Genomic DNA, 22480 nt, shown 5'->3' on the forward strand with positions numbered 1-22480 from the left:
TTAAAAGCCGCTGTCAAACAGCGGCTTTTATTATTACAGGTAGTTTTGCTTTAGACTTTTATCAATTACTAATTGGTCCAGGCTTAAACACAGTTATAAGAGTATGGCGCCACCCACACTCTTTGATTTATTGATACGGATTAATTATCGGTAGGAGAGGCAACCTGGGCCATAATAGCGGCTTTTTGCTTATCCAGGTTTGATAACCGCTCTTTTTTCTTTTCGATTTTTTTATTCAGATCAGTGATGTCTTTGCTATTCTCTTTTTGATCATCTGCTGCATCTTCAGCTTCATTAGCTTTATTATTTGCTTTCTTTGCTTGTCTCATCGCTTTTTTCGAATCACTTACGTTGCCATTCGTTGCTGTCGACGCCGTTTCCTTGCTTTCCTGTGCGGCAGACATGGCATCCCTGGCGCTGGAAGATTCCTTGGACTGATACCCGGATGTTTTGTTTTGAGCGGTGACTAATTTGGCGTTTAAGTCCTTTATGTCTGAAGTTAATTCGCTGTATTCTTTATTCAGTTTAACCGTATCAGCGGGAGTATCATAGTTTTGACCGGAGGCACAGCCGGCAAACGCAAGAGTTGTCACAGTAAAGGCGCATAGCGCAGCTTTAATTTTGTTTTTTAACATGATTTGATTATTAATAGATAGATACAGTATATAATCAATAATCAGTCCATCGCCTGAATCGCCGGAAAGCGTAACTTTTTGATTTTTAGCAAAATAAGTGTAGGTTATACCCGAAATAGTGTAGTTATTTCATTCATTTTAATTGGCCAGTTGTCGAGGTATATCTGATTATCACTTTATTGAAAAACCTTCACATACCTGAGTTGCTTTTACCGATCTCTTTTGTATTTACTACTTATCCCCGTAACAAGTTTTATACAGGACACAAGCCGGTGAAAGGAGGGTTGACTGATCTTCCATGAAAATCAAATGATGTTAACGATCGTGGAAAAAAGAAAATGCTTTCCCGGGGTCGCTTTATAAACATAATAGGGTTAGTTCTGTTGCCAGATAAAAGCTATTTATGATTTTAAACGAGAACGACTTACTTGCTCAAGGAGCCGAAAGTCAGGAGAATTCCAATTCCTATCAAACCACAAACACGGCATTCGGACATGAGGATGATTATTCGGTTGATCCTGATCCGGAAGAAGATGACCTGAACGAAGACGACGACCTGGAAGAGAGCGATGACTTAGATGATGATGATACTGATGATGCCGAAATAGTGAACTCGGACGATGATGATCTTACCGATGACGACGAAGATTTGGTGACAGAGGACGAAACAGAGGATGGCGAAGGCCCGCTTGAATAATATTATTACCAGGAACAACCAGTAAACAAATAAAGCTTTCTGAAACTGGTGAAAGGAGCTGTCGTTAGACAGCTCCTTTTTGTATTCTACCCTGTTGGAAACTTAGAATTGCAATGATTACCTGTAAATGCAGTTAAGAGCACTGTGGAAACCCTGCATAATAAGCCTACTTATAAACTTACCAGAACCGGTAATTGCGCTTCAAACAGTGTGGTAAATTCCTGCGCACTTAGAATATGACCTTGTTTCTGGGCGTTATTGGCTACGTTATAGCCCCACTCAGCCGCAGCCATCCGCTGGGCAGGCGTTCCGTGGTGGCCGGTACTGTTGAATGAACAATCGCCGATATTAAAAAACACTTGTAAAAATAGCTTAACTCTTTTCCATTGCATGGATGCGCCTCGGGCATGAGATAAGTAATATGCCGAGTAGGCATCAGCCATTAATTCTGTTCGGCGGGTCGCTTCAGGGCTGTTTACATCAGTAAATAAATTCAGCTGATATTGAATATGATGTCCGAATTCATGTGCCAGTATAGCCTGGGGAGCAACATCGCCATAGCCGATAGCATCGAACGCTTCCAGGATACCATCGCCCATAATAATTTTGTCCGGAATAACGCCGTAAGGTGGGAAGTTAAATCCCTTCACAGCAAAAGCGTTAAAGGTAAAAATCGGATGATCGCCGTTCCTGTACTGCGAAAATGCGTCAAGTAATGCCAAAACCAGGTCCGCGTAATATTCAGCGTCTTCCGTGCCTAAGCCATAGGCTGCTGTATAGGTTCTGATCAGTTTATTTCTGTCGGTAAGCATGTTTCCGTGCATCGCCGTCAACACGATTCCGTTGGTTTGGATGTTCCAGAAACGTTTTAAATCTTTAAACGTTTTGTTTATTCGTTGGGTGTATTCACCCTTTAATCCGAAATATTGATTTGCTGAACTGTTTTCAAACAACAGCGCATCATAGTTAGGTAAGTCCAGCATCGCGGTATTAATTGCATAGCTGATAACGGTTCCATTCCAATCAGCAAGCTGTTGGTCCAGCCACAGGTTTATCGGCGTGTTGGCGTCACACTGCGTTGGTTCAACAGCTAAGGCCTTGCGAATAATATCACGGTATATGGGTTCATTAAGCGCTGGAATACGCGCATTCGGCTTTAGTTCGAGCCTGCTGTCAGAGACCAGCTTGTTAAGCTTTTGCTGTAAATCCGGAGAAACCTGCTGTGGCTTTGGTGCCGTAGTTTTTTTTGACATCAGCAGGTCGTTTGACAAATCGCTGCTTTCAAAGTTTACATCTTTCTTACAGCCGGTTGAAAATAGAAGAAACGCGGCGATAGTTACTGCCAAAAGTTTTGAGTTTTTCATAATTAAAGGATTGGTAAAAAGTAGTTTAAGTTAGCAATAATTTATGTTCAGCAAGAAATGCTTTCAGATTAAATTGCTAACAATAAGGACTTAAATCTCATTGCCTGGGATCGAGCAAAAAGTTAAGCGCCGGAAATACAGCCTCATTTATTTCCCCTGTGTAACCCGTTCCGCCGATCAGAATAATTTTACTAAAAAAATTAATAATTGAAAAATTCGACTGCCGGGTTTTGTCGTCTTCGGCGTCGGCCTTAATCTGGCAAAGCGATAATAGTCTAAGCCCGAATTTCAGTTACATGTTCTTCCGGGCGGGCAAACAAATTACAGGAGGAAAGATCCTGGTAAGCGAATTCTGTAAATACGCGAAATGACAGTCTGCAGCTCATATCGGCCGAAGCAAACGCATCACGCACAAAAAAATGGCGTCTTTACCAGGTAGTCGGTCATTTTTGTGAAATCCTGTTGAAGTTTTCCTTTGGAACAACAGATTGTTTTCCTGGTGATATTGTCTTTAACAATCGGCGAACCGGTTTTATTCACAAAAATCCCTCCTATATTATCAAGAATGGCCGGTTTGGATCGCTAGAAAAGATCGGATTCACATTCTCCTGCATTCGTGTTGCACATTTGAATTTGCAACATAATTGTCGCCCGTTTTTATCTGATAACTTAAATTTTGTGCTTCAATTTGGGAATAAAAAGAAGCAAATGACTACATAAACCTGTTCACAAATAACTTGATCCCTTGGGTGGTTTCCGCTCATGGAAAGCTCTCGATCCCGTTACGAGTGAAAAAATAAGAAAAGGAAATTATTTACGACGCCGCAAGAACAAAAGTGCGTGCATGGGAAAAAGAAAATATTCCTAAGCAGACACAATGATTTATGCCGATTTATAACGGTATTGGGTGTGAGGTTTTGGCCCTGCAAATGATAATTTGCAGGGTTTTTGCTTTAATTAACCCGCAGGTTGATCGCGAAACGTGATTAAATAAGGCAACCTTTGGAAAATGCAGGATGAGATAGTTTTTAGCTCTTTACGACCGGCATTCTTTTGCCCTCGCTATTCATTCAATATTACTTTCTTATTGCACCCCAGCGTTAAAAAGTGTAAACATTTAATTCGTAAAATCCTTATTTCTAATGACGTTATCCAAGCGCTATAAAACATGGGGCTAGCTTAACAAGGGGGTTATTATCAAACCTTGATATTATAAGCCAACTGCATCTACACCTTTCTCATAACCAAGCACTATCTGATTTTACGTTTATGGAAAAGAGAAATATTATTGTGATAGGTGCCTCCACTGGTGGTTTTGAAGCGATTAAGAAAATAGTCCGGGACCTGCCTGCCGATATGGATGCGTCTGTTTTTATCGTTTGGCACATGAGTCCGGATATTGAGGGTTTGTTGCCCAACGTGTTGAACAAGCTGGGAACAATTGAGGCAGCGCATGCTTATGACAAAGAGCCTATTAAGCCGAATCATATTTATATTGCTCCGCCCGACCGCCATTTATTAATTGAAGAAGGACAGGTGAGTGTGACACGCGGACCTAAAGAAAACCGCTTTCGACCTGCTATTGATCCCTTGTTTCGTTCTGCAGCATATACTTACGGCAACCGGGTAATAGGAATAATCTTATCAGGGGCCCTCGATGATGGAACTGCAGGACTGTGGCGCATCAAGTTCAGCGGCGGCATTGCCATCGTGCAGGAACCGGCTGATGCAGATGTGCCTTCAATGCCTGAGAATGCCTTGCGTGAGGTAAACGTTGATTATTGCGTTCCTGTCGCCGGCATAGCAGGCTTGTTAGTTAAATTGTCATCAGAAGAGGTGTTAAGAAATACAGAGGTTATGAGAGATGAAAGAACACGAATAGAGATTGACATTGCGGCCGAAGAAAATGCCTTACTAAAAGGCGCTTTGAAACTAGGTGTATTGTCACCGTATACCTGCCCCGAATGTCACGGAGTGTTATCGGTAATAATGGATGGAAATCTTAGCCGTTTCCGCTGCCACACTGGTCATGCTTATTCTGCAGATACGCTGATGGTAGCACTTAGCGAAAAAATTGAAGATAGTTTATACAGCGCTATACGGGGGATGGATGAAAATATCTTACTGCTGAATCACATTGGCGATAATTATGCTGAGGCCAATCAACCGAAACTGGCTGCCGTTTATTTTAAAAATGCAAAAGAAGCTCTCGAACGTTCGAACCTGGTACGTAAAGCAGTACGAAGTCATGAACAGTTAAGCAAGGATAAATTATTAAAAGATGCTGAAAAGGAGTCGTAACAGTTTGTGTTCTTTAAACATTATTATAATGCATATCACATCATTTTTTAATAACCCGAATTATCTTTGTTACTTAATACCATGAAAAAGCAGGGTGCTAAATCCAAAGGCAAACTAACGCCAACCGAACAGTTACAGAAAAAGCCAAAAGACTTTCTTATCGTAGGTATCGGGGCATCCGCCGGAGGTATACAAGCCTTGCAGCAATTTTTTCAGCAGGTACCCGAAGACTCGTATATAGCCTATGTGGTCATCTTGCATCTTTCACCAGATCACGACAGCCAGTTAGCCCGCGTTCTGCAACATGAAACCAAAATACCTGTAGCGCAGGTTACAGAAAAAATTGTTATTGAGCCTGACCATATCTATGTTGTGCCGCCAGACCGCCACTTGGTGATCGAAGATGGTTACATCGCTGTACTGCCCAACCTGCAGATAGAAGAGCGCCGGGCGCCGGTAGACATTTTTTTTCGCACACTGGCGGATCAGCACGGTCCACGAGCTATCAATGTAATCTTATCGGGTACCGGTGCCAATGGCTCTATGGGTTTAAAACGTACAAAAGAGCGAGGCGGAGCAACCTTCGTACAAAATCCCCGTGAAGCGGAGTTTAACGAAATGCCGCGCAACGCCATTGCTACTGATTTAGTGGATGAAGTGCTGAACGTTGCAAGCATCCCTGCCCGCATCATTGCCTATCGCGACAGCATGGGTACCGTAGAAATCATTGAAGAAGCTCAAAAACGTCCTGAGACTCAGCAGCAGGCGCTTCGCGAAATATTCACCCAACTTAAAGCACGTACCGGCCATGATTTTTCAAATTACAAACGTTCGACAATTTTGCGTCGTATTGAGCGGCGGATAAACGTAAATAACCTACCCGACCTGCCTTCGTATGCGGCGTTTTTGCATGAACATCCTGGTGAAACTCATGCTCTGTTGAAAGACCTGCTAATTTCAGTAACGAATTTTTTCCGGGATAACAAGCCTTTTAACGGCATTGAGCACGATGTAATGCCGGCCATCTTTGCAGGGAAAACATCTGCAGAGCAGGTTCGGATCTGGGTAGCCGGTTGCGCCACCGGTGAAGAGGCCTATTCTATGGCCATGGTCTGTGCTGAGCAGGCAGCTGGTATCATTGATGCTCCAAAAGTGCAGATCTTTGCCACTGATATTGACGAGTCGGTCATTGCTACGGCCCGGGAAGGGTTTTACACGCTAAATGATGCCGCCGATGTATCTCCCGACAGGCTGCGGCGCTTTTTTAACCGTGACGGCGATGGCTACCGGGTGCAAAGGGAGATCAGGGAAATGATCCTTTTTGCACAGCATAATTTTTTAAAAGACCCGCCTTTTTCAAAGCTTGACCTGGTTAGCTGCCGCAACGTATTCATCTATCTGAACACCACGGCACAGGATCGAGTAATAGAAACTTTTCATTTTGCCTTAAGGCCAAAGGGTTTTCTTTTCCTGGGCACTTCAGAGTCCGTGGATGGCGCCAGCGACCTTTATTCCGTCTATAGCCGTGATAACCATATCTTCCAGTCCCGGGAGGTTACTCGCCGCAGTTACCCCGTGCCTGAATCGGTTCCCCAGTTTCATTACCCCAAAGCCGACCTTTTACAAAGACCGGAAGAAAGTGAGGGCCGTGGACAGCGCATTTCATTTGGAGAGCTTCACCAAAAAATGCTGGAGCAATACGCTCCGCCCTCGGTAGTGGTAAATGAAGAATACGAGATTGTGCACATGACAGAAAGGGCGGGGAAATATTTTGAATTTGCGGGAGGAGAGCCCACACAAAACCTCCTGAAACTTATCCGCCCGCAAATAAGATTGGAGCTGCGTTCTGCGCTCTACCAGGCGGTGCAAAATAATACAGCTGTGGAAGCCCGTAATATTAAACTGTTGGTGAATGGTGAGCACCAATCCCTGGACATCCAGGTTCGCCCCGTTCTGGAAGATGGCAAAACTCCAAAGGGATTTATCCTTGTTATTTTTAAACCTGCGCAGGAAGCCTCGCAAGAAGGCGCTACCATCAGGTTGGCATCCGATGAACCCGTGGCCAGGCAGCTGGAGGAAGAACTCATCGGCCTGAAAACCCAACTCCGCAATTCGACAGAGCAGTACGAATACCAGGCCGAAGAACTGAAAGCGTCAAACGAAGAGTTGCAGGCTATGAACGAAGAACTTCGTTCGGCAGCAGAAGAACTGGAAACGAGCAAGGAAGAATTGCAGTCTATCAACGAAGAACTGCGCACTGTGAACCAGGAACTGAAGGTGAAGATTGATGAAACAACTATTGCCAGCAACAACCTTCAAAATCTTGTTAACTCAGCCAACGTAGGTACCATTTTCCTTGACCGCGGTTTTGCAATACGCCTGTTTACGCCGACAGTTCTCGATATTTTTAATCTAAAAGCCAGTGACTACGGCCGGCCTGTTACCGATATTACCAATAAGCTGCAGTACGATGGGTTGTTACAAGATGCAGAAGCCGTGCTGGAGAAGCTCACCATCATAGAGCGCGAAGTAACAACCAGCGATAACCGTTTTTTTCTGATGCGGCTTCTGCCTTATCGTACATCTGAAGACCATATTAACGGCGTGGTAATCACTTTTTTTGACATTACTAAGCGAAGAGAATCGGAAGAAGCCTTGAGGCAATCGCAAGAAAAATATCGCATTCAACTAGAGCAAGACGTTGAGATACGTACTGCCGAGCTGAAAGAAAGTCGGGAACAATATTCAACCCTTGTAGAGAATACACCTGATATGATCACACGGTGGGACAGAGAGCTGAAACTGGTGTTTGCTAATACTGCGTTTGACCCCAAAACCGGCCTTACCAACATAAACCTCCTGGGCAAAACGAACATCGAAATGGGACAGCCGGATGAAATAGCCCTGCCCTTTATGAAGAGTTTACGTAAAGTTTTCGAAACCGGTGAAACAGTAGAGCATTTTAATTTTTTTCAAACGCAGGAAGGAGAAACCTGGTTCTATTCGCGCCTAACTCCTGAAAAAAATGCTGAAGGCGAAGTTGAAACGGTACTGTCTGTAGCAAGAGATATCTCAGAAATAAAAAAGGCTGAACAAAATATAGCTCAAAACAATTTGCGTCTTAAAGAGGCTCAAAGCATTGGCGCCATTGGCTCATTTGAATGGAATTTTGACGAGGAATATGTAAGCTGGAGCGACGAGATGTATCGCATTGTCGGCCTGGAACCGCAGAGCAGACTCATTACAATAAAATTTACCGACAGTCTGATTCCGTCTGAAGATCTGCCCGCTGTGCTGGCTATAAAAGAAGCATCGTTTGTTACGCCGGGACATTATGAGCTACAGCACCGTATCCGGCTCAATAATGGCGGTGAGAAATGGGTCGCTCACCGTTTTGAAAGCTTAGGCGATGACGCCGGCAATGTGGTCCGGGTGCATGGTACACTCCAGGATATCACCAAACAAAAAAAATCCGAGCATGAACTGCTTAGCATAAAAGATGAACTGGCTCAACGTGCAACTAAAAAATACCTTGAGCTTTTTCAATCGATAGACCAGGGTTTTTGTACCATAACAGTTAAATATGATGAAAATGACAAACCGATTGATTACCAATTTATCGAAGTCAGCCCTTCGTTTGAGTACCAGACAGGAATTAAAGACGCTGCAGGCAAATGGATTAAAGATATCGATCCGGAGCAGGATGCCTTTTGGTTTAATGCCTACGGCGGTGTAGCTAAAAACAGGAAGGCAGATCGGTTTGAATATCTTTCTAATTCCCGTAGTCGCTGGTGGAGCGTTTATGCATTCCCAATAGATGAGCCGAAACAGAGAAGGATAGGTGTTTTGTTTAATGACATTACGGAGCGCAAACGCCGCGAAGCGAACCTCGCTTTCCTGGCCGAAGTAAGCCAGGACCTCGTGCGCCTCACGGATATTGACGAAACGATGGACACACTCGGTGTTAAAATCGGTTATTATTTCAATCTTTCGCGATGTGTTTTTGCTGAAATTGTAGAAGCTGAAGACAAGGTAATTATTGTCCGTGACTGGTGCCGTTCACAGTTTTCGAACCTTGTTGGAGAAATGCCGATCTCGCAATTTATTAATGAAGAGTATCGCCAGAAAAGCCGCGCCGGAGAAACAATTGTTGTAAGTAATGTTCATCATAGTTCGCTTGTTCACGGTCGCCAGGTGGAAGACATTTTTAAGGTAGTTTCTTTTGTAAATGTCCCGATTATCAAAGACGGTCAATGGCGGTTTACCCTGGGGATTTATGATGCGGTGGCACGTGATTGGGCTGGCGATGAAATTGAATTGCTGCGCGAATTGACATCGCGTATATGGACGCGCATTGAACGTGCCTGGGCGGAAGAAGCATTGCGGAAATCCGAAGAAAAATACCGGAATCAACTGACGCGGGAAGTAGCCGAACGCACAAATGAATTGAAAGAAAACTATTCATTATTACAAACCATTTACGATACCACATTGATCGGTATTTCTGTGTTTGTACCGGTAAGAGATAAGAAAGGAACGATTACAGACTTCAGGATTGTGATGGTCAATAAAAAGATTGAACGTTCTTCCACCCACAGTGATCTTGTCGGAAAATTATATAGCCAACTGTATCCCGGTATCAGGCAGATTGGCCTTTTCGACCTGATGGTTAAAACCATAGAGACCGGCGAGCCGGGAAAAACGGAATATCATTATAATTTTGAAGGTATTGACCGTTGGTATTCCACTATGTTCGTTAAAGGCGAAGATATCCTTGTAAGCACGAATTTGGATATCACTGAACAAAAACGATCGGAAGAAGAGCGTTTTCGAAATTACGTATTGTTGCAACAATCTGAAGAACTTGCCGCTACCGGTAGTTGGGACTATGACCTTTTAACAGACAACTTTATCTGGTCTGACGGTATGTACCGCTTGTTCAACGTTCCGAAAGGAATAGAGGTCAGTCCCGATATCTATATACAATATGCAACGCCCGATTGCTATGACACGGCAGCTCGTATCATCAGCCATATTAAACATGGCGACGCTGAATTTGATGAAACCTTAAAAATTGAAGTTGAGGGTACAGTTAAGGTCGTAAAAATAAAAGCCGCGGTGCTGAAGAATGAAGAGGGCCATCCCGTGCGAGTGCTTGGTGTAGATATGGATGTCACCGCTACACGTGCCGCGGAAGAAAAATTGAGAAAAATGGAGTCGGAGCTGCAATTAGAAATTTTCCGCGAAACACTTAATGTACAGGAAGAGGAACGAAGACGTATTTCTGAGAGCCTGCATAACGGTATCGGGCAGATATTATATGGCGTTAAGATATCTCTGTCGGGACTCAGTCAAGACATGTCATGGCAAGAGTTTGGAAAGGCTAAAACGTACACGAACAAACTGCTTACTGATTCGATCGCGGAAACCCGCCGTGTATCACATGAATTGATGCCGACAACGCTGGAAGAATTCGGCCTTCAAAGTGCCATAGACGATATATGCCATCAATTATCAGGCAGCCTGCACTTAACCTGCACAATCAGGGGACTTAAAGGGCGCCTGGAAAAGTATCTTGAACTGGCGGTATACCGAACTGTGCAGGAACTGATTACCAATATGGTCAAACACGCTCATGCGACAGAAGCCGCGGTTGAAATCGTAATAGAACAGGAAAAGGTTTTTATACAGGTCTCAGATAACGGACAAGGTATGGAAAATAGCCGGAACCATAAGCCGGGTATCGGCCTGTCATCTATTCGCAGCAAGATTAAGCTGCTGAACGGAGAAGTAACGATCAGTTCAGCTACGGGCAAAGGAACCGATATCCGCGTATTTATACCTATGCCAAAGAGAGAATAAGATGGAATACAAATGGTTAAACCGTATAAATAGATCAATCGTTTATTAAGCTTTCGATAAGGCTTAATCAGCTATCGTCAATCTTCGGAGGTTAGCGCTCCAAAAAATAAAAACTTGAGCCAGCCTGTTGAAGTACGTAATTTCGTATCGTATACTGCTTCCCGTCGCCCCCGGTTTGTGTCTCCACAAAACGGAATAGTAACGCTTTTAATCCGACCGAAGGATGTTTTATAAGTTCGGTCTGTGATGACACAGGCCGAGGTGGTGGATACTGCTTTCCATTGCGCCGATTTAATCAGTTTCGATGGAAACAAACCGCTCGGCAATAAACCTGATGGACGTGAAAAGCTTTTTTGAGGCAGCAGCTTACGGCAAGTAATTGCATTCGCAAAAAACTTGTAACAAACAGCAGGACTTCAATTGAAAAGAGCTTCTGCCATTCGTTTTCAAATAATTAATGCAAATTAACAACCTTTGGCGGAGCCTTAAAAGAATCTCGCCCCGGTTTATATCCTCTCAAATGAAAGAGTAAAGCTTTTATCTGACTGCAGGATGTTTTGTAAATGTCGGTCTGTGACGACATAGACCAAGGTAATAGCCTGCCGGGCATAAAAATTTAATTATGCGGAATTTTACAATTTTACCGGCTCACGGATCATTCTTTTTGTAGAAAAGAAAACAATGAAAAGAATAATCATCTCAATGGTGCTGCTGACAATAGCTTGTATAGCACATGCACAATCAAACAACAACCAGTTTGCGGAAGTAAGAAAAGTAATTGAAGCCAGCAATGCCATTTACGCCGATCTCGCTAACAAAAACGATGGTTCCATTTTGACACGGTATACAGATGACGCCTGCTTATATCCACCGAATATGGCACCGATTTGCGGAGGAAAGAACATGCTTGCGTTTTTTAAAGGCGGCCCGAAAGTGCATGTCAAATTCACGATACAACATTTGTACGGTGATCCGAAAAGTTTTGTAACGGAAGAAAGTTTTTACGAGATGGCAGATATGAGCGGTAAAAAGATTGACGACGGAAAAGTAATCGTGATCTGGAAAAAAACCAGCGCCGGCTGGAAAATGTACCGCGACATGTTTAGCAGTAATAACAAGGCGAAAAGTTAAGCCGATTATTAAAAACCAATGTTAACAGCTTGCTGAAAATCCTGCCCGTTTTTTACCAGTGAAAGCCTTGCTTCTGATGGCGTGATGCCGGTGAATTTTTTAAAATCTTTTATAAAATGCGCCTGGTCATAATAGCCACATTCATAAGAAACAAAGGTAAGCGAAAGTTGCGAGCCAAGCACCAGATCAAGGCTTTTATTAAACCGGTTTACCGAGAAAAAACCTGCAGGATTCAGGCCGACATGATTCAAAAACAGGTTTTGGATCTTTCGTTCTGACATACCAAAATCATTAGAAAATGCAGGCATATCAAAGCTTTCATAGTCAGCACAAATACGGCTGCAGAGTTGTCGCATCAGCAATATTTTCTGCAGCTTTTTTTCGTTTGCTTTCAATTTCGATATGAAATAATTGTCCATCACATTGATTTGTTCATGAACGCCGGAGGTCATCAATAACTGCTCATTAAAATCACGAATCTCCTGGCCGAAAACATCGTGCAGATTTGTGGCGTAGTTTGTAAAATCAGCAACAGGATTGTTGAAAAATAAAGATGCTGCATACGGATAAATTCTTGCGATGAGAATCCTGGTGTTTTTCGCCGCCATCAATTTTGTAGGGACGGTAAGATGACCGAGCAATTCAATTTGTGGCGTATCTTTTCTCTCGCCGTTGATAATGGTAGCTGCCGAACCTCCCGCAATATTTACTACGAAATCAATGTAGCCGCTGGGGTAGAAAACTTCATTCTCAAGATCCTTTTCGATAGTGATAACCGTATAGCTTTTAATGTATGGCCGCAGAATGGAAACAGGAGAGAAAATCATCGTTTCGTTGGTTTTAATACAATCCAGGTAAGTGAAGTAAACCGGTCAGGCATTGCATAAGCGTTGATAGTTTAATTATCCTTTAGATAGCCAAAGCCTTCATAAATTACACGCGTGAATGAATTGAACAGCGCTTGTTCGCATGAGCGATCGGTCTTTTTTGGTTTCACTTTGTAAACTGGAACAGAGTTAGGCGTCAATACTTCTTTTCCGCTCACACGATCGGGTAATTTTATACAGATAATCAGTGTTTATTAATCCGTTCTGTATGCTTAAATTTTTACTAAGGCTTGTTTTTTTGTCGTTAATAGCCCGCCCTTATTATAGCTGTGCACAACAGGATACCACCGGCAGTGTGAATACAGAGAAACAAAGCGCTCAAGCTCTGGCTGATAAGTTATCTAACCCGGTAGCAAGCATGATCAGCGTACCTTTTCAAAACAATACCGACTGGGGGATAGGCGATTATAATGGTTCGAAAAATACGCTGAATTTTCAGCCCGTTATTCCTATTACCCTAAGTAAAAATCTGAACTTGATCACCCGGCTTGTGCTGCCATTCATTACCCAGCAGGATGTGCTGGGTCCCGGTACTCATGAAACGGGCCTTGCTGATGCAACGATCAGCGGATTCTTTTCTTCTTCACATCCTAAAAACGGCTTCATCTGGGGATTCGGGCCTGCACTGCTCATTCCTACAGCGACCAGTGAGTACCTGGGTACGAAAAAATTCGGCGTAGGGCCTACTGCGTTGGTTTTAAAACAGGGCAAGGGAAATACAGTCGGCTTCCTGGCCAATCAATTATGGAGTGTGGCCGGCGATAAAGACAGGCAGGATGTAAACCAGCTTTTTGTGCAACCTTTTTTTTCCCATAGCTTTAAAAGCGGGGCGGCCCTGGGCGGGAATATGGAATTAACGCAGAATTGGGAGGGCCATACCATTACTTTATTCCTGAACCCCGTTATTTCCGGTATCACCAAGATCGGCAAACAGCCTGTCCAGTTAGCTGTCGGTCCGCGCATCCCGCTGGCCGGGCCCGATGCTGTCCGCCCGGCTTTTGGTATCCGTTCGGTGCTGATATTTGTATTTGCGCAGTGAAAACGCTCCACTCCAACTGTGTTCAAACGTTAATATTTTTGTTCGTGCAGATAAGTTAATATAACTTAGCAATTAATCATTTCAAAGCTGGGAGAGGCTTCGCCTGACGCTCTTCCTGTCCGCCAGTGATTTTCCATCCGGAAGCCACGTAGTATTGAATGTAACCGTTACGTGCATTTATTATATCCCATTCGCTGTCATTGGCTCTAATTAGTTACTTCGCTGCAAAACAGGTAGTTGATACTGGAATAACGAGTATTAATACGTTGCCGAGTTTTTTCGCTTCTTATAATTTTGCTTGTATGGAAACAAACCATTTATAAAATTAGGTCCAACACAGGAAAAAGCTTAATCGATATTATTTTAGTAAATACACTTTCTGATTTGCGCTCTCCTATCTGAATGTGAACAAATATGACTGGGAATATAGATCGAAAAACTTCTTACAGCTTTAATATACCAAATCACCCGACGACAGTTTTATCTGAAAATGCCGGGGGATCGCTGAGCATCATGGTAACTAAATTGAAAGATTCTTTTTAACAGTATTTCGCGCCGGTTTGTATGAGGTTTCCGGAGCATGTTTATATCTTTTGAATTATAGGTTTTCATGGGCAGTTCAGCGAAATTTTTCCGCCATTGATTTGGTATCAGAATTCTTTCGAAGCTCGGATATGCGGGTGGTCAGCATTGATGAATAAAGTCAACTTTTTAAATTATTACTATGGCATCGAGCGATATAATGCAACAAAACTGCCCGGAATCACGCACTTTCCGAAAGGATGGTATTCCAGATTATTCTTCCTGTGAAATTCTTGTCGCGCTTGCCAAAAAGTGCGACATTATGATCTTTGGTTACGATATATCCTTGCAGTGTTTCACTTACCACAATCCCGCTTTTACGTCGACGGTCCGGGCAGAAAACAGCAAGTTAGATCTTAAAGCTATTCTTAGCAGAGTTTACCCGGATGACCGCGATAAATTTACAATGGCATACCGGCGACTTCTGAAAACTGGCCAGCATTCACTGGAGTTTCGGATGGACAAAAACGGGCAGGGTGATAGATGGTTACGCCTAAACCTGCACTTTATCGATGAGAAAAAGAATGTCATAGCAGGTTATGCAGAAGATATCACGCATATTAAAGCTTATGCTGCCGATCTTCAAGCAATTTCAGAGAGGAAGAACTCAGTTCTGAACATCCTGGCACACGATCTGACAGGGCCTCTAGGCTCTATCCAGAACTATGCTTCCTTAATGGCCAGGGAGATTGACTCGACCGGCAGCGAGTCCCTCAAAGAATTTGCAGGTGCGATCTGCCGTATCAGTAAAGATAGCGTCGGACTGGTCAGAGATCTTATTGAAGAAGAATTTATATCATCATCCGCAAACCTGTTAAAAAAGCGGGTCAATATTGTTGAAAGTATACGCCAGGTGACGGCACGTTATCAAAGCTCGCAAGTCAGATTAAAACAGCAAATGATATTTAACTGCTGCGAGGACCATATATTCGTAGATATCGACGAGACAAAACTTCTGCATGCAATCAACAATTTATTATCCAATGCGTTAAAATTTACTCCGAAAGATGGGACAGTGAAAGTGACAGTTTGTAAACAGGCAGATCATGTAATGATCCGTGTTTCAGATACCGGAATTGGGATACCTGAAAAATTTCACGGCAACCTATTCAGCAAATTCAGTGAAGCAGGCAGACCGGGTTTAAATGGCGAACAATCTATAGGGCTGGGAATGTCGATCATTAAAACGATCGTTGATTGGCACAAAGGCAGGATCCTGGTCCGCAGTAAAGAAAATAAGGGGACCACAATCAGTATTCTCCTGCCTTATTCCGATTGATTGCGGCGGTTCAGGGAGCATGTATATGACGGAAGCGTCGAAGCAATTCGATGAAAGATAGATAGGGCTGTTTTTTATCAACCCGGTTTATTACAAGCATGTAGCGCGCCCCTGTTTATATGCAAACTTTTTGCGAAGCTGCTTGTCGTAAAAAATATAAGTAGCTTATGATCAGGATAGTTTTAGTTGAAGACCACAGTGTGGTTCGCTCGGGCCTCAGTTTCCTGCTGAAAGGTGAAAAAGATTTTAGGGTAACTGGAGAAGCAAGTAATGGAATGGAAGCTCTCCGGCTTCTTGAAACATCCGTTGAAGCGGATGTTCTGCTTACTGATATAAATATGCCTTTTATGAACGGGCTTGAGTTGACAAGGAAGGTCAGGGAAAAATATCCGACGATTAAAACCCTGATACTGTCAATGCTTGAACACGAAAAGTACCTGATTGAAGCCTTCGATTCAGGAGCATGCGGTTACGCATTGAAAAATATCGATGCACAGGAGCTTGTTTGCGGACTAAGAATGGTGTCCCAGGATCGTAGATTCATTTGTGCCGAATTAGCATCAACTTTATTCGATAAGGTCACCCGCTTTTATGAGAAAGAATCAGAATCCATAAGAGCAGTATCAGCGGATTTAAGCCCCCGGGAAATGGAAGTTTTAGGGCTTATCGCCGACGGTTTTACGAACCAGGAAATCGCTGACAAGTTGTTTACAAGCAAACGAACGGTTGAAGGTCATCGCTTAAGCCTGATCGATAAAACCGAAACCAGGAATACTGCCTCGCTTATACAATACGCCTTCCGCGCAGGATTATTAAAATAGCTTGCTCTGCAAACACATGTTCTACTTTATTGCCGAAATGTCTTCTGCGTGCTATTTCGCGTATAAATTCAGAAACCCGGTTTCAAATTATAATGTGCAACCCTTGTATTAATTCGAAAGAAGCAGATGAAGCTTTAATAGGCTAATTTTAGGCATTATCCGAAACGCTTGAAAAATAAATACAGGATATTATTAATTGTAGCCTTACTTTGTGCGGCATCAGCTAAAGCCCAGGACCCGCCATCGTCGCAGGCAGCAAAAGATAGCCTTTCGCAGCAAATGGACGCGATCGATGTGCTGAAGAAGATATTTCCGCCCAAAAAAACTGACACGGTAAAAAAGGCTTCGGCACTAGCCATACTGCCCGCGATCGGTTATAATCCCAGTACTGGATTCCTGCTTGGTATTAATTTTCTCAAATCGTTTCATACCGATCCTTCCGCTAAGCTTTCCGTCGCCCAGCTCGATGGATCGTACACATCAAAAAACCTGATTATAGTACGGTTCCGGACGAATATTTTCACCAAGGACAACAAATGGAACTTTCAGGGTAACTGGCAGTATCTCAGAAATTATGTTAACGATTATGGTATAGGAGGCGATGCACGCCGCGATCCGCCCGTTAACTACCCCACCCGTTTTAATTATTTCCGTTTGATGGAAAAAGCTTACCGGAATCTGGGTAATAACTTTTATGCGGGTGGCGGCATTAGTTTCGACCTGCGTAATCATATCAACGCCGAACCAGCCGACAGCACACTCTATTCACCAAACAATGCATATAGTTTTGAAAAAGGATTTAATTCTGAGCGGTATTTTGTGAACGGGCTAATCCTGAATTTCCAATATAACACGCGCGAACATCCGAACCGCTCATTCGGCGGAATATATACAGACCTGGTATTTCGTTATAACACAAAGCTGTTAGGAAGTTCAAAGGAGTCAGGACAATTATATACGGAGCTGAGAAAATATATCAGCCTGTCGAAGACAAACCCCGAACATGTGCTTGCTTTCTGGTATTGGGGAAGTTATATTCTCTGGGGAGAAATGCCTTACCTTGAGCTGCCGTATACTGAATACGATACATACAACCGAAGCGGACGTGGTTATACACTGGGTCGTTTCCGGGGGCCGAGTTTCGCAGATGCCGAAGTGGAGTATCGCTTTCCGATCAGTAAGCGGACTAAATTTTTAAGCGGCGTTTTATTCAGCAATTTTCAAACGGTATCCGACGGGAATAATAACCAGTTCTTAAAGTATATTGAACCGGCCGCCGGCGCTGGATTACGGGTGCTGTTTAATAAGAAATCACGTACAAACATTTGCCTGGACTACGCACGGGGTAAATACGGTTCCTCAGGTTTTTTCTTTTCACTGAATGAAGCCTTTTAAATCTTAAGAACTACGATCAAATTATATACAGCATTTAGCTCCCGATGCTGGTTTGCTGATGTATCCGGAAATGTTTGTAGAAGATACATTCTCTCACTCGAAGGTTGTCCGGTTCCTGAATTTAGGCAAGCGGTTTAAATAACGATACAAACCAATTTAGATCGAAGATCTTACTTAACTCCGTTCGAGCAAATATCTCCAGACAACCGCGCTTAAAACTGAACCAATAACCGGAGCAACGATAAAGAGCCAAACCTGACCAAGAGCATCTCCTCCGACTAAAACGGCAGGCCCGATGCTACGTGCAGGGTTTACCGAAACACCCGTAACAGGTATACCTACAATGTGGATTAAAACTAAACTCAAGCCGATTGCAAGTCCGGCAAAGCCACCGTGAATATTTTTTGTTGAAGTTGAACCGAAAATAACCAGTAAAAAAATAAAAGTAAATACAACTTCTGCTACAAAGCCAGCCATCAGGCTGTACTTCCTGGGTGAGAACATATCATAACCGTTTTGCCCCAGGCCGTTTTCTACAACTGAATACCCGGGCCGGCCAGAAGCGATCAATAACAATACAGTAGCCCCTGCAATGGCGCCTAAGATTTGGGCGATAATGTAATAAGCCGCATCGCTGGCTTTCATACGCCCAGCTATAACCATTCCTATTGATATCGCAGGATTAATGTGGCATCCTGAAATGTAGCCGATAGCATAAGCCATCGCTATAACTGAAAGCCCGAATGCAAATGAGATTCCGAGCAGTCCTACGCCGTCAACATTTGCGTTTCCTGTCGTCGCGGAAATTACTGCGCTCCCGCAACCCATTAAAACTAAGACTGCCGTTCCGAGAAACTCTACGCAAAATTTGGATAATTTACTTGTTTCCATTCCATTTTAGATTATAGTTAAACTGAAAGATGTTGTTAGATTACTGAATTCGGCATTACTCTGCTTCACCCTTTGTTTTGCCAAACTTTTTGGCAATGCCGAGCCCAAGGCCCCAGGTATCGTATGCGTTCCATCTGAAGTCATAGCTTAAGGTTCCGAAAACTTCCCAGCCTTTTGGTAGTTCGCCGTCGTATTCAATACCTGCCCTGTTGAGTGTTAAGTTTTCTTCTTTGGCGAATTCCTCACCGATGCCCAGCAAAAAACTGAAGTGTTTTCCGGGTTTGAATATGCACATCAATGCGGGTGCTATCGGATAGCTTCTTTCTATCTCCTCTTTCTCGCCGTTCTCAGAAGTACTTTCTACTTTAAATTTTTCAATGGTGAGATCTGTGTGCAACCCGACTGCCCATCTGGGACTGAACCCAAATGTGTAATCGATCCCCCAGGATGGTAGTGTAAGCGATTTCTTTTTTCCATCCGCATCCCGGCCCTCAAAAACATGTGTGTGATTAATCGATACAGCAAGCTCATGATAAGAATGGAAACCTTTTTCAGTCTCATTTTCTTCCTGAGCGAAGCAATTGTTCCGAACTGACAAAAGCAAGATTCCAGCTCCCAGGATCAGCCATGTAAAAACTATGTTTATCGATTTGTGCAAGCTATATTGAGTTTGGTCAATATTCGGTTCGCTATCCTGCTAATTTCTACTCTGCATTCTATCTCGGTTACCAAGACTAAATTATTTAAAAAACGGGTAAGCAATTGTTCCGGTAGCCGTACATCAGGTTCCATTTTGCAATATGAAACCTATTTGAATTTACGGCCTCAAGGGTGAAATACTTGCACACTGCGCGAAGTCGAAACATCGGTGATGGTCTTTAATTCTGTCCAGGCTGGGAATATTTTGTTTTAATATATCCACTGCAGCCGCACAATCAAGCTATTAGTTATGCCTTTTATATTGTCCCGGTCGAGGTTGCTATAACCGTACCCGAAAGCCATTCTCCAATATTGCGTGGCCCACCAATTAAGGCCGCCGTAAAATTTTACAAGTTTCCCGCCTTTAATGTCTTTTGAATCAAGGTCTACGTTGGATATTCGTGCAACCACCTCCCAGGCACCATGCGTTGCTTCCGGCTTAACGCGGCGGGCATAGGCGGCTTTTTTGTCGTACGGCCGCTGCTCTCCGCTAAGCACCCAGCTTCCTGTAAAATAATATCCTTTGAATGTTTCACTCCCCTGTGGCGTGCTGGCCGTGCTGATTACATATTCGCCCAGCAAGGAGAAATTTTTGATATTCCACAATTCTTCAAAACCTATGCTCCAGGAATGATCCGCGGCAAAATTTTTCGTATCCACATAATTGGAAGTTACATTGGATTCATTTTTTCCCTTATACCTCAGGATATCATTCTGGCCCTCGGCATAGCGTGTGCTCACTGCCAGGTGAAGAAATGTTTTAGTTGCCTCATCATAATAGGGCAAGCCGGTAAGCCTGGCTGTGAATGAATTAGCGCCACCTTTCAACGTAGTATCTGTGGTAATGAAATTATTGAAATAGCCTGCCGCCATTGTCATCCGGTCGTTCAGTAAGGGTTTGTTCCAGCGTACACCTGTATTTCGCGACACAAAAAAGGGGTTCAGTATACGTTCTGCCTGCGGCAGGTTCGCTGCGTCCCCAACCATTTCATAGACGAAGGTTTCTTTTAGTTTTCCTACCGAGAAACTCCCGATTTTTCCTGCAGGGATGGTGAACATCAGGTCCGTGAAACCGAAAGCTTTCTGGTCGTCTGTACGATCAAGTCCCTTATACTCGATACCAATAAGGTACGACCAGCGATTTTTAAAAAAGATCTTCCCCCGCATCATAAACCGGGCACTGCGAAGATCAAACTGATCCTTTTGCTTACCCACCTGCCTGATACTGGCACTATCCTGGAAAAAAGCTGAATAATCAATGATTGGCGCCGCCCCCAACTGCATTGAAAAAAGCTTGGTGCTGAAATGTGTCCAGCTCATTTTTTTTCGTACATCCGGGATAAGATATTTTTTTCCGGTGTCCGCCAGTACCTGCGTTTGGGATGAGTCGACTAAATCCGTATTCTGCGCAAAGACAGATGTGAGCTGAAATGCAAATAGTATGAGCAGGAAGATTTTTATTTTCATAAAACCTGTTTTAACCAAATAACCAGGTATGGAACCTGCGAGTTAAATAAGCTATGCAGTACTAATTGCAAAATCCTGGGTTTAGTGAAAGAAGACGATATTAGATCCTAAATGAACAGAGTTCGAATCGTTGAAGATTGATAAACATATCGCTATACGCACTGATTTTCTACCATTTCTTTTTCCCAAAGGCATAAGATGCAGAAAGAGAAGGTCCGTTATACCCCCATTTTAAATAACCATGTAATTTTTCTTTATCTACGTCTACATTGAAGTTCAAGCCTGTGTACCCTAAAGCGACGTCAAAATTCTTTAGTACCTCGTACATTACAACAACGTTATAGCTAAAAATTTGCCCGTCTACATCATTCACTTTTAACGATAAATAGCTGATCTCGCCATTGAACGCCAGGCGGTTTGTAAACGCGTAGCCGCCCCAAATACCTACATCAGGTAGTGGGGCCGTAAAACCAAAATCGTCGCTATATCCAAGACTGGCTGTGGCGCCTGTTGCTGAAATACCCACGTCACTTTTTACGATATGCGCACCCAACATCAGTCCCAGTTCATATTTCGGATGGCTTAATAATGCATAGCCATATGAAAAGCGAAAAATATTTGTTTTAAAAAACGAATTCACGTCGGCATTTACGGGATAGGTGTGATCGCCGAACTCAACATCTTTTTTTAGCGTATAGTTTGAGTTGCGGTCTACGTGAAAGTAGCTCAGGTCAAATCTCGACCTGCGCGAGGCTCTCCATTGAAAATTTCCAAGAAACGTTGCGGTGGATTTGCTGAAGCCTAAATTGTCTTCAAAATTTATCGTGGTCCCGAAGGTATTTTGCTGGTTACCGACTTCGATTTCGGTATTATTTACCGGGATGAACAAACCAACCGACGCCCGGAAACGCTGTACCCACCATGGCGGGGTTGCGTTGGTTCGCGATTTATTTTCACTTGAATTTATTGAATAGGGTGGCAGATAACTGGAATTTCCAGATTGATCATTCGCTTGATAAGCATTCAATGATTCGAAAGACTGTTGTGCTTTTAACCCTTTAGAAAGAACCACCAGTACACTAGCTATTAGTATGCCGGGCAGAAGAATTTTTCTTTTCATATTAACCTGGTAAGATTTGACTAATAAGTTACCGTTCACTATTAAACTAATAATGAATAATACAAATGTCTGCCGTTATTCTTTATAGAATTAGTATGTAAGTGCCAGATGTGTTTCATTTTACAAGATGCAACATAGTTGAAGCCGAAATGCTCCCGGCTTTAAAAAAGACGCGGTAACTTTATTTTGATTGAGAAAGTCATTAAAGACACCGAATAACTGGATACCTGCCTAATCCTCTAATGCCGGGGATATTCCCTGATATAGCTGTAGAACGATTCAAACCATGAATGTTGTGTAATCTGGGATT

16 protein-coding genes are annotated in these 22480 nt (G+C 43.2%); 8 read left to right on the plus strand and 8 right to left on the minus strand.

The genetic code is table 11. The annotated features are described in order from the left end of the window. Window positions 1-140: 140 nt before the first annotated feature. A complete protein-coding gene (locus GS399_RS19815) occupies window positions 141-635 on the minus strand; it encodes a hypothetical protein (RefSeq protein ID WP_160846398.1) in 495 nt (164 codons plus the stop codon). Between the two features lie 403 nt (window positions 636-1038). Between GS399_RS19815 and GS399_RS19820 the strand changes: the two genes are divergently transcribed. Further along, window positions 1039-1332, plus strand: a complete 294-nt coding sequence (locus GS399_RS19820) for a hypothetical protein (protein WP_160846399.1) — start codon at window positions 1039-1041, stop codon at window positions 1330-1332. Between the two features lie 170 nt (window positions 1333-1502). Here the strand turns inward: GS399_RS19820 and GS399_RS19825 are convergent, their stop codons facing one another. Together GS399_RS19825 and GS399_RS21155 are read right to left on the minus strand one after the other, a co-directional pair. Beyond that, window positions 1503-2696, minus strand: a complete 1194-nt coding sequence (locus GS399_RS19825) for a neutral zinc metallopeptidase (protein ID WP_160846400.1) — start codon at window positions 2694-2696, stop codon at window positions 1503-1505. Between the two features lie 97 nt (window positions 2697-2793). After that, window positions 2794-2988: a phosphoenolpyruvate carboxykinase (ATP) gene (locus GS399_RS21155; protein ID WP_160846417.1), complete on the minus strand. Its 195-nt coding sequence runs from the start codon at window positions 2986-2988 to the stop codon at window positions 2794-2796. A 977-nt stretch (window positions 2989-3965) separates the two neighbouring features. Between GS399_RS21155 and GS399_RS19835 the strand changes: the two genes are divergently transcribed. The 3 genes from GS399_RS19835 (at window position 3966) to GS399_RS19845 (ending at window position 11990) form a co-directional block, all read left to right on the plus strand. Further along, window positions 3966-4997, plus strand: a complete 1032-nt coding sequence (locus tag GS399_RS19835) for a chemotaxis protein CheB (protein WP_160846401.1) — start codon at window positions 3966-3968, stop codon at window positions 4995-4997. An 81-nt stretch (window positions 4998-5078) separates the two neighbouring features. Then, window positions 5079-10859 (plus strand): CheR family methyltransferase, encoded by a 5781-nt coding sequence (locus GS399_RS19840; RefSeq protein WP_160846402.1) that lies wholly within the window; start codon window positions 5079-5081, stop codon window positions 10857-10859. 681 nt (window positions 10860-11540) lie between these two features. Next, window positions 11541-11990, plus strand: a complete 450-nt coding sequence (locus tag GS399_RS19845) for a YybH family protein (RefSeq protein WP_202409530.1) — start codon at window positions 11541-11543, stop codon at window positions 11988-11990. An 8-nt stretch (window positions 11991-11998) separates the two neighbouring features. Here GS399_RS19845 and GS399_RS19850 read toward each other — a convergent pair whose 3' ends face one another. Continuing rightward, complete coding sequence (locus GS399_RS19850) at window positions 11999-12817, minus strand: helix-turn-helix domain-containing protein (protein ID WP_160846403.1); 819 nt, start codon at window positions 12815-12817, stop codon at window positions 11999-12001. A gap of 268 nt (window positions 12818-13085) precedes the next feature. Here GS399_RS19850 and GS399_RS19855 point away from each other — a divergent pair, with 268 nt between their 5' ends. The 4 genes from GS399_RS19855 (at window position 13086) to GS399_RS19870 (ending at window position 17993) form a co-directional block, all read left to right on the plus strand. After that, a complete protein-coding gene (locus GS399_RS19855; RefSeq protein WP_160846404.1) occupies window positions 13086-13916 on the plus strand; it encodes a hypothetical protein in 831 nt (276 codons plus the stop codon). 724 nt (window positions 13917-14640) lie between these two features. Then, window positions 14641-15777 carry a PAS domain-containing sensor histidine kinase gene (locus tag GS399_RS19860; RefSeq protein ID WP_160846405.1) on the plus strand — a complete coding sequence of 379 codons (1137 nt, stop codon included), beginning with the start codon at window positions 14641-14643 and terminating at the stop codon, window positions 15775-15777. 167 nt (window positions 15778-15944) lie between these two features. Then, window positions 15945-16598, plus strand: a complete 654-nt coding sequence (locus tag GS399_RS19865) for a response regulator (RefSeq protein ID WP_160846406.1) — start codon at window positions 15945-15947, stop codon at window positions 16596-16598. A 168-nt stretch (window positions 16599-16766) separates the two neighbouring features. Next, on the plus strand, window positions 16767-17993 hold the full coding sequence (locus tag GS399_RS19870) for a BamA/TamA family outer membrane protein (protein ID WP_160846407.1): 1227 nt from the start codon (window positions 16767-16769) through the stop codon (window positions 17991-17993). A gap of 174 nt (window positions 17994-18167) precedes the next feature. Here the strand turns inward: GS399_RS19870 and aqpZ are convergent, their stop codons facing one another. The 4 genes from aqpZ to GS399_RS19890 all read right to left on the minus strand — a co-directional run bounded on the left by aqpZ (window position 18168) and on the right by GS399_RS19890 (window position 22170). Next, window positions 18168-18884 carry an aquaporin Z gene (gene aqpZ, locus GS399_RS19875; RefSeq protein WP_160846408.1) on the minus strand — a complete coding sequence of 239 codons (717 nt, stop codon included), beginning with the start codon at window positions 18882-18884 and terminating at the stop codon, window positions 18168-18170. Between the two features lie 55 nt (window positions 18885-18939). Further along, window positions 18940-19542: a hypothetical protein gene (locus GS399_RS19880; protein WP_160846409.1), complete on the minus strand. Its 603-nt coding sequence runs from the start codon at window positions 19540-19542 to the stop codon at window positions 18940-18942. Window positions 19543-19793: 251 nt separating this feature from the next. After that, complete coding sequence (locus GS399_RS19885; protein ID WP_160846410.1) at window positions 19794-21050, minus strand: OprO/OprP family phosphate-selective porin; 1257 nt, start codon at window positions 21048-21050, stop codon at window positions 19794-19796. 169 nt (window positions 21051-21219) lie between these two features. Next, complete coding sequence (locus GS399_RS19890) at window positions 21220-22170, minus strand: hypothetical protein (RefSeq protein ID WP_160846411.1); 951 nt, start codon at window positions 22168-22170, stop codon at window positions 21220-21222. Window positions 22171-22480: the final 310 nt, after the last annotated feature.

The organism is Hufsiella arboris (assembly GCF_009834875.1).
Classification (GTDB): Bacteria; Bacteroidota; Bacteroidia; order Sphingobacteriales; family Sphingobacteriaceae; genus Hufsiella_A; species Hufsiella_A arboris.

What these genes read in the sequence shown, in the direction of transcription:
- GS399_RS19815 (WP_160846398.1), bottom strand. Translation starts at nt 635, where the DNA reads ATGTTAAAAAACAAAATTAAAGCTGCGCTATGCGCCTTTACTGTGACA.
- GS399_RS19820 (WP_160846399.1), top strand. Translation starts at nt 1,039, where the DNA reads ATGATTTTAAACGAGAACGACTTACTTGCTCAAGGAGCCGAAAGTCAG.
- GS399_RS19825 (WP_160846400.1), bottom strand. Translation starts at nt 2,696, where the DNA reads ATGAAAAACTCAAAACTTTTGGCAGTAACTATCGCCGCGTTTCTTCTA.
- GS399_RS19835 (WP_160846401.1), top strand. Translation starts at nt 3,966, where the DNA reads ATGGAAAAGAGAAATATTATTGTGATAGGTGCCTCCACTGGTGGTTTT.
- GS399_RS19840 (WP_160846402.1), top strand. Translation starts at nt 5,079, where the DNA reads ATGAAAAAGCAGGGTGCTAAATCCAAAGGCAAACTAACGCCAACCGAA.
- GS399_RS19845 (WP_202409530.1), top strand. Translation starts at nt 11,541, where the DNA reads ATGAAAAGAATAATCATCTCAATGGTGCTGCTGACAATAGCTTGTATA.
- GS399_RS19850 (WP_160846403.1), bottom strand. Translation starts at nt 12,817, where the DNA reads ATGATTTTCTCTCCTGTTTCCATTCTGCGGCCATACATTAAAAGCTAT.
- GS399_RS19855 (WP_160846404.1), top strand. Translation starts at nt 13,086, where the DNA reads ATGCTTAAATTTTTACTAAGGCTTGTTTTTTTGTCGTTAATAGCCCGC.
- GS399_RS19860 (WP_160846405.1), top strand. Translation starts at nt 14,641, where the DNA reads ATGGCATCGAGCGATATAATGCAACAAAACTGCCCGGAATCACGCACT.
- GS399_RS19865 (WP_160846406.1), top strand. Translation starts at nt 15,945, where the DNA reads ATGATCAGGATAGTTTTAGTTGAAGACCACAGTGTGGTTCGCTCGGGC.
- aqpZ (WP_160846408.1), bottom strand. Translation starts at nt 18,884, where the DNA reads ATGGAAACAAGTAAATTATCCAAATTTTGCGTAGAGTTTCTCGGAACG.
- GS399_RS19885 (WP_160846410.1), bottom strand. Translation starts at nt 21,050, where the DNA reads ATGAAAATAAAAATCTTCCTGCTCATACTATTTGCATTTCAGCTCACA.
- GS399_RS19890 (WP_160846411.1), bottom strand. Translation starts at nt 22,170, where the DNA reads ATGAAAAGAAAAATTCTTCTGCCCGGCATACTAATAGCTAGTGTACTG.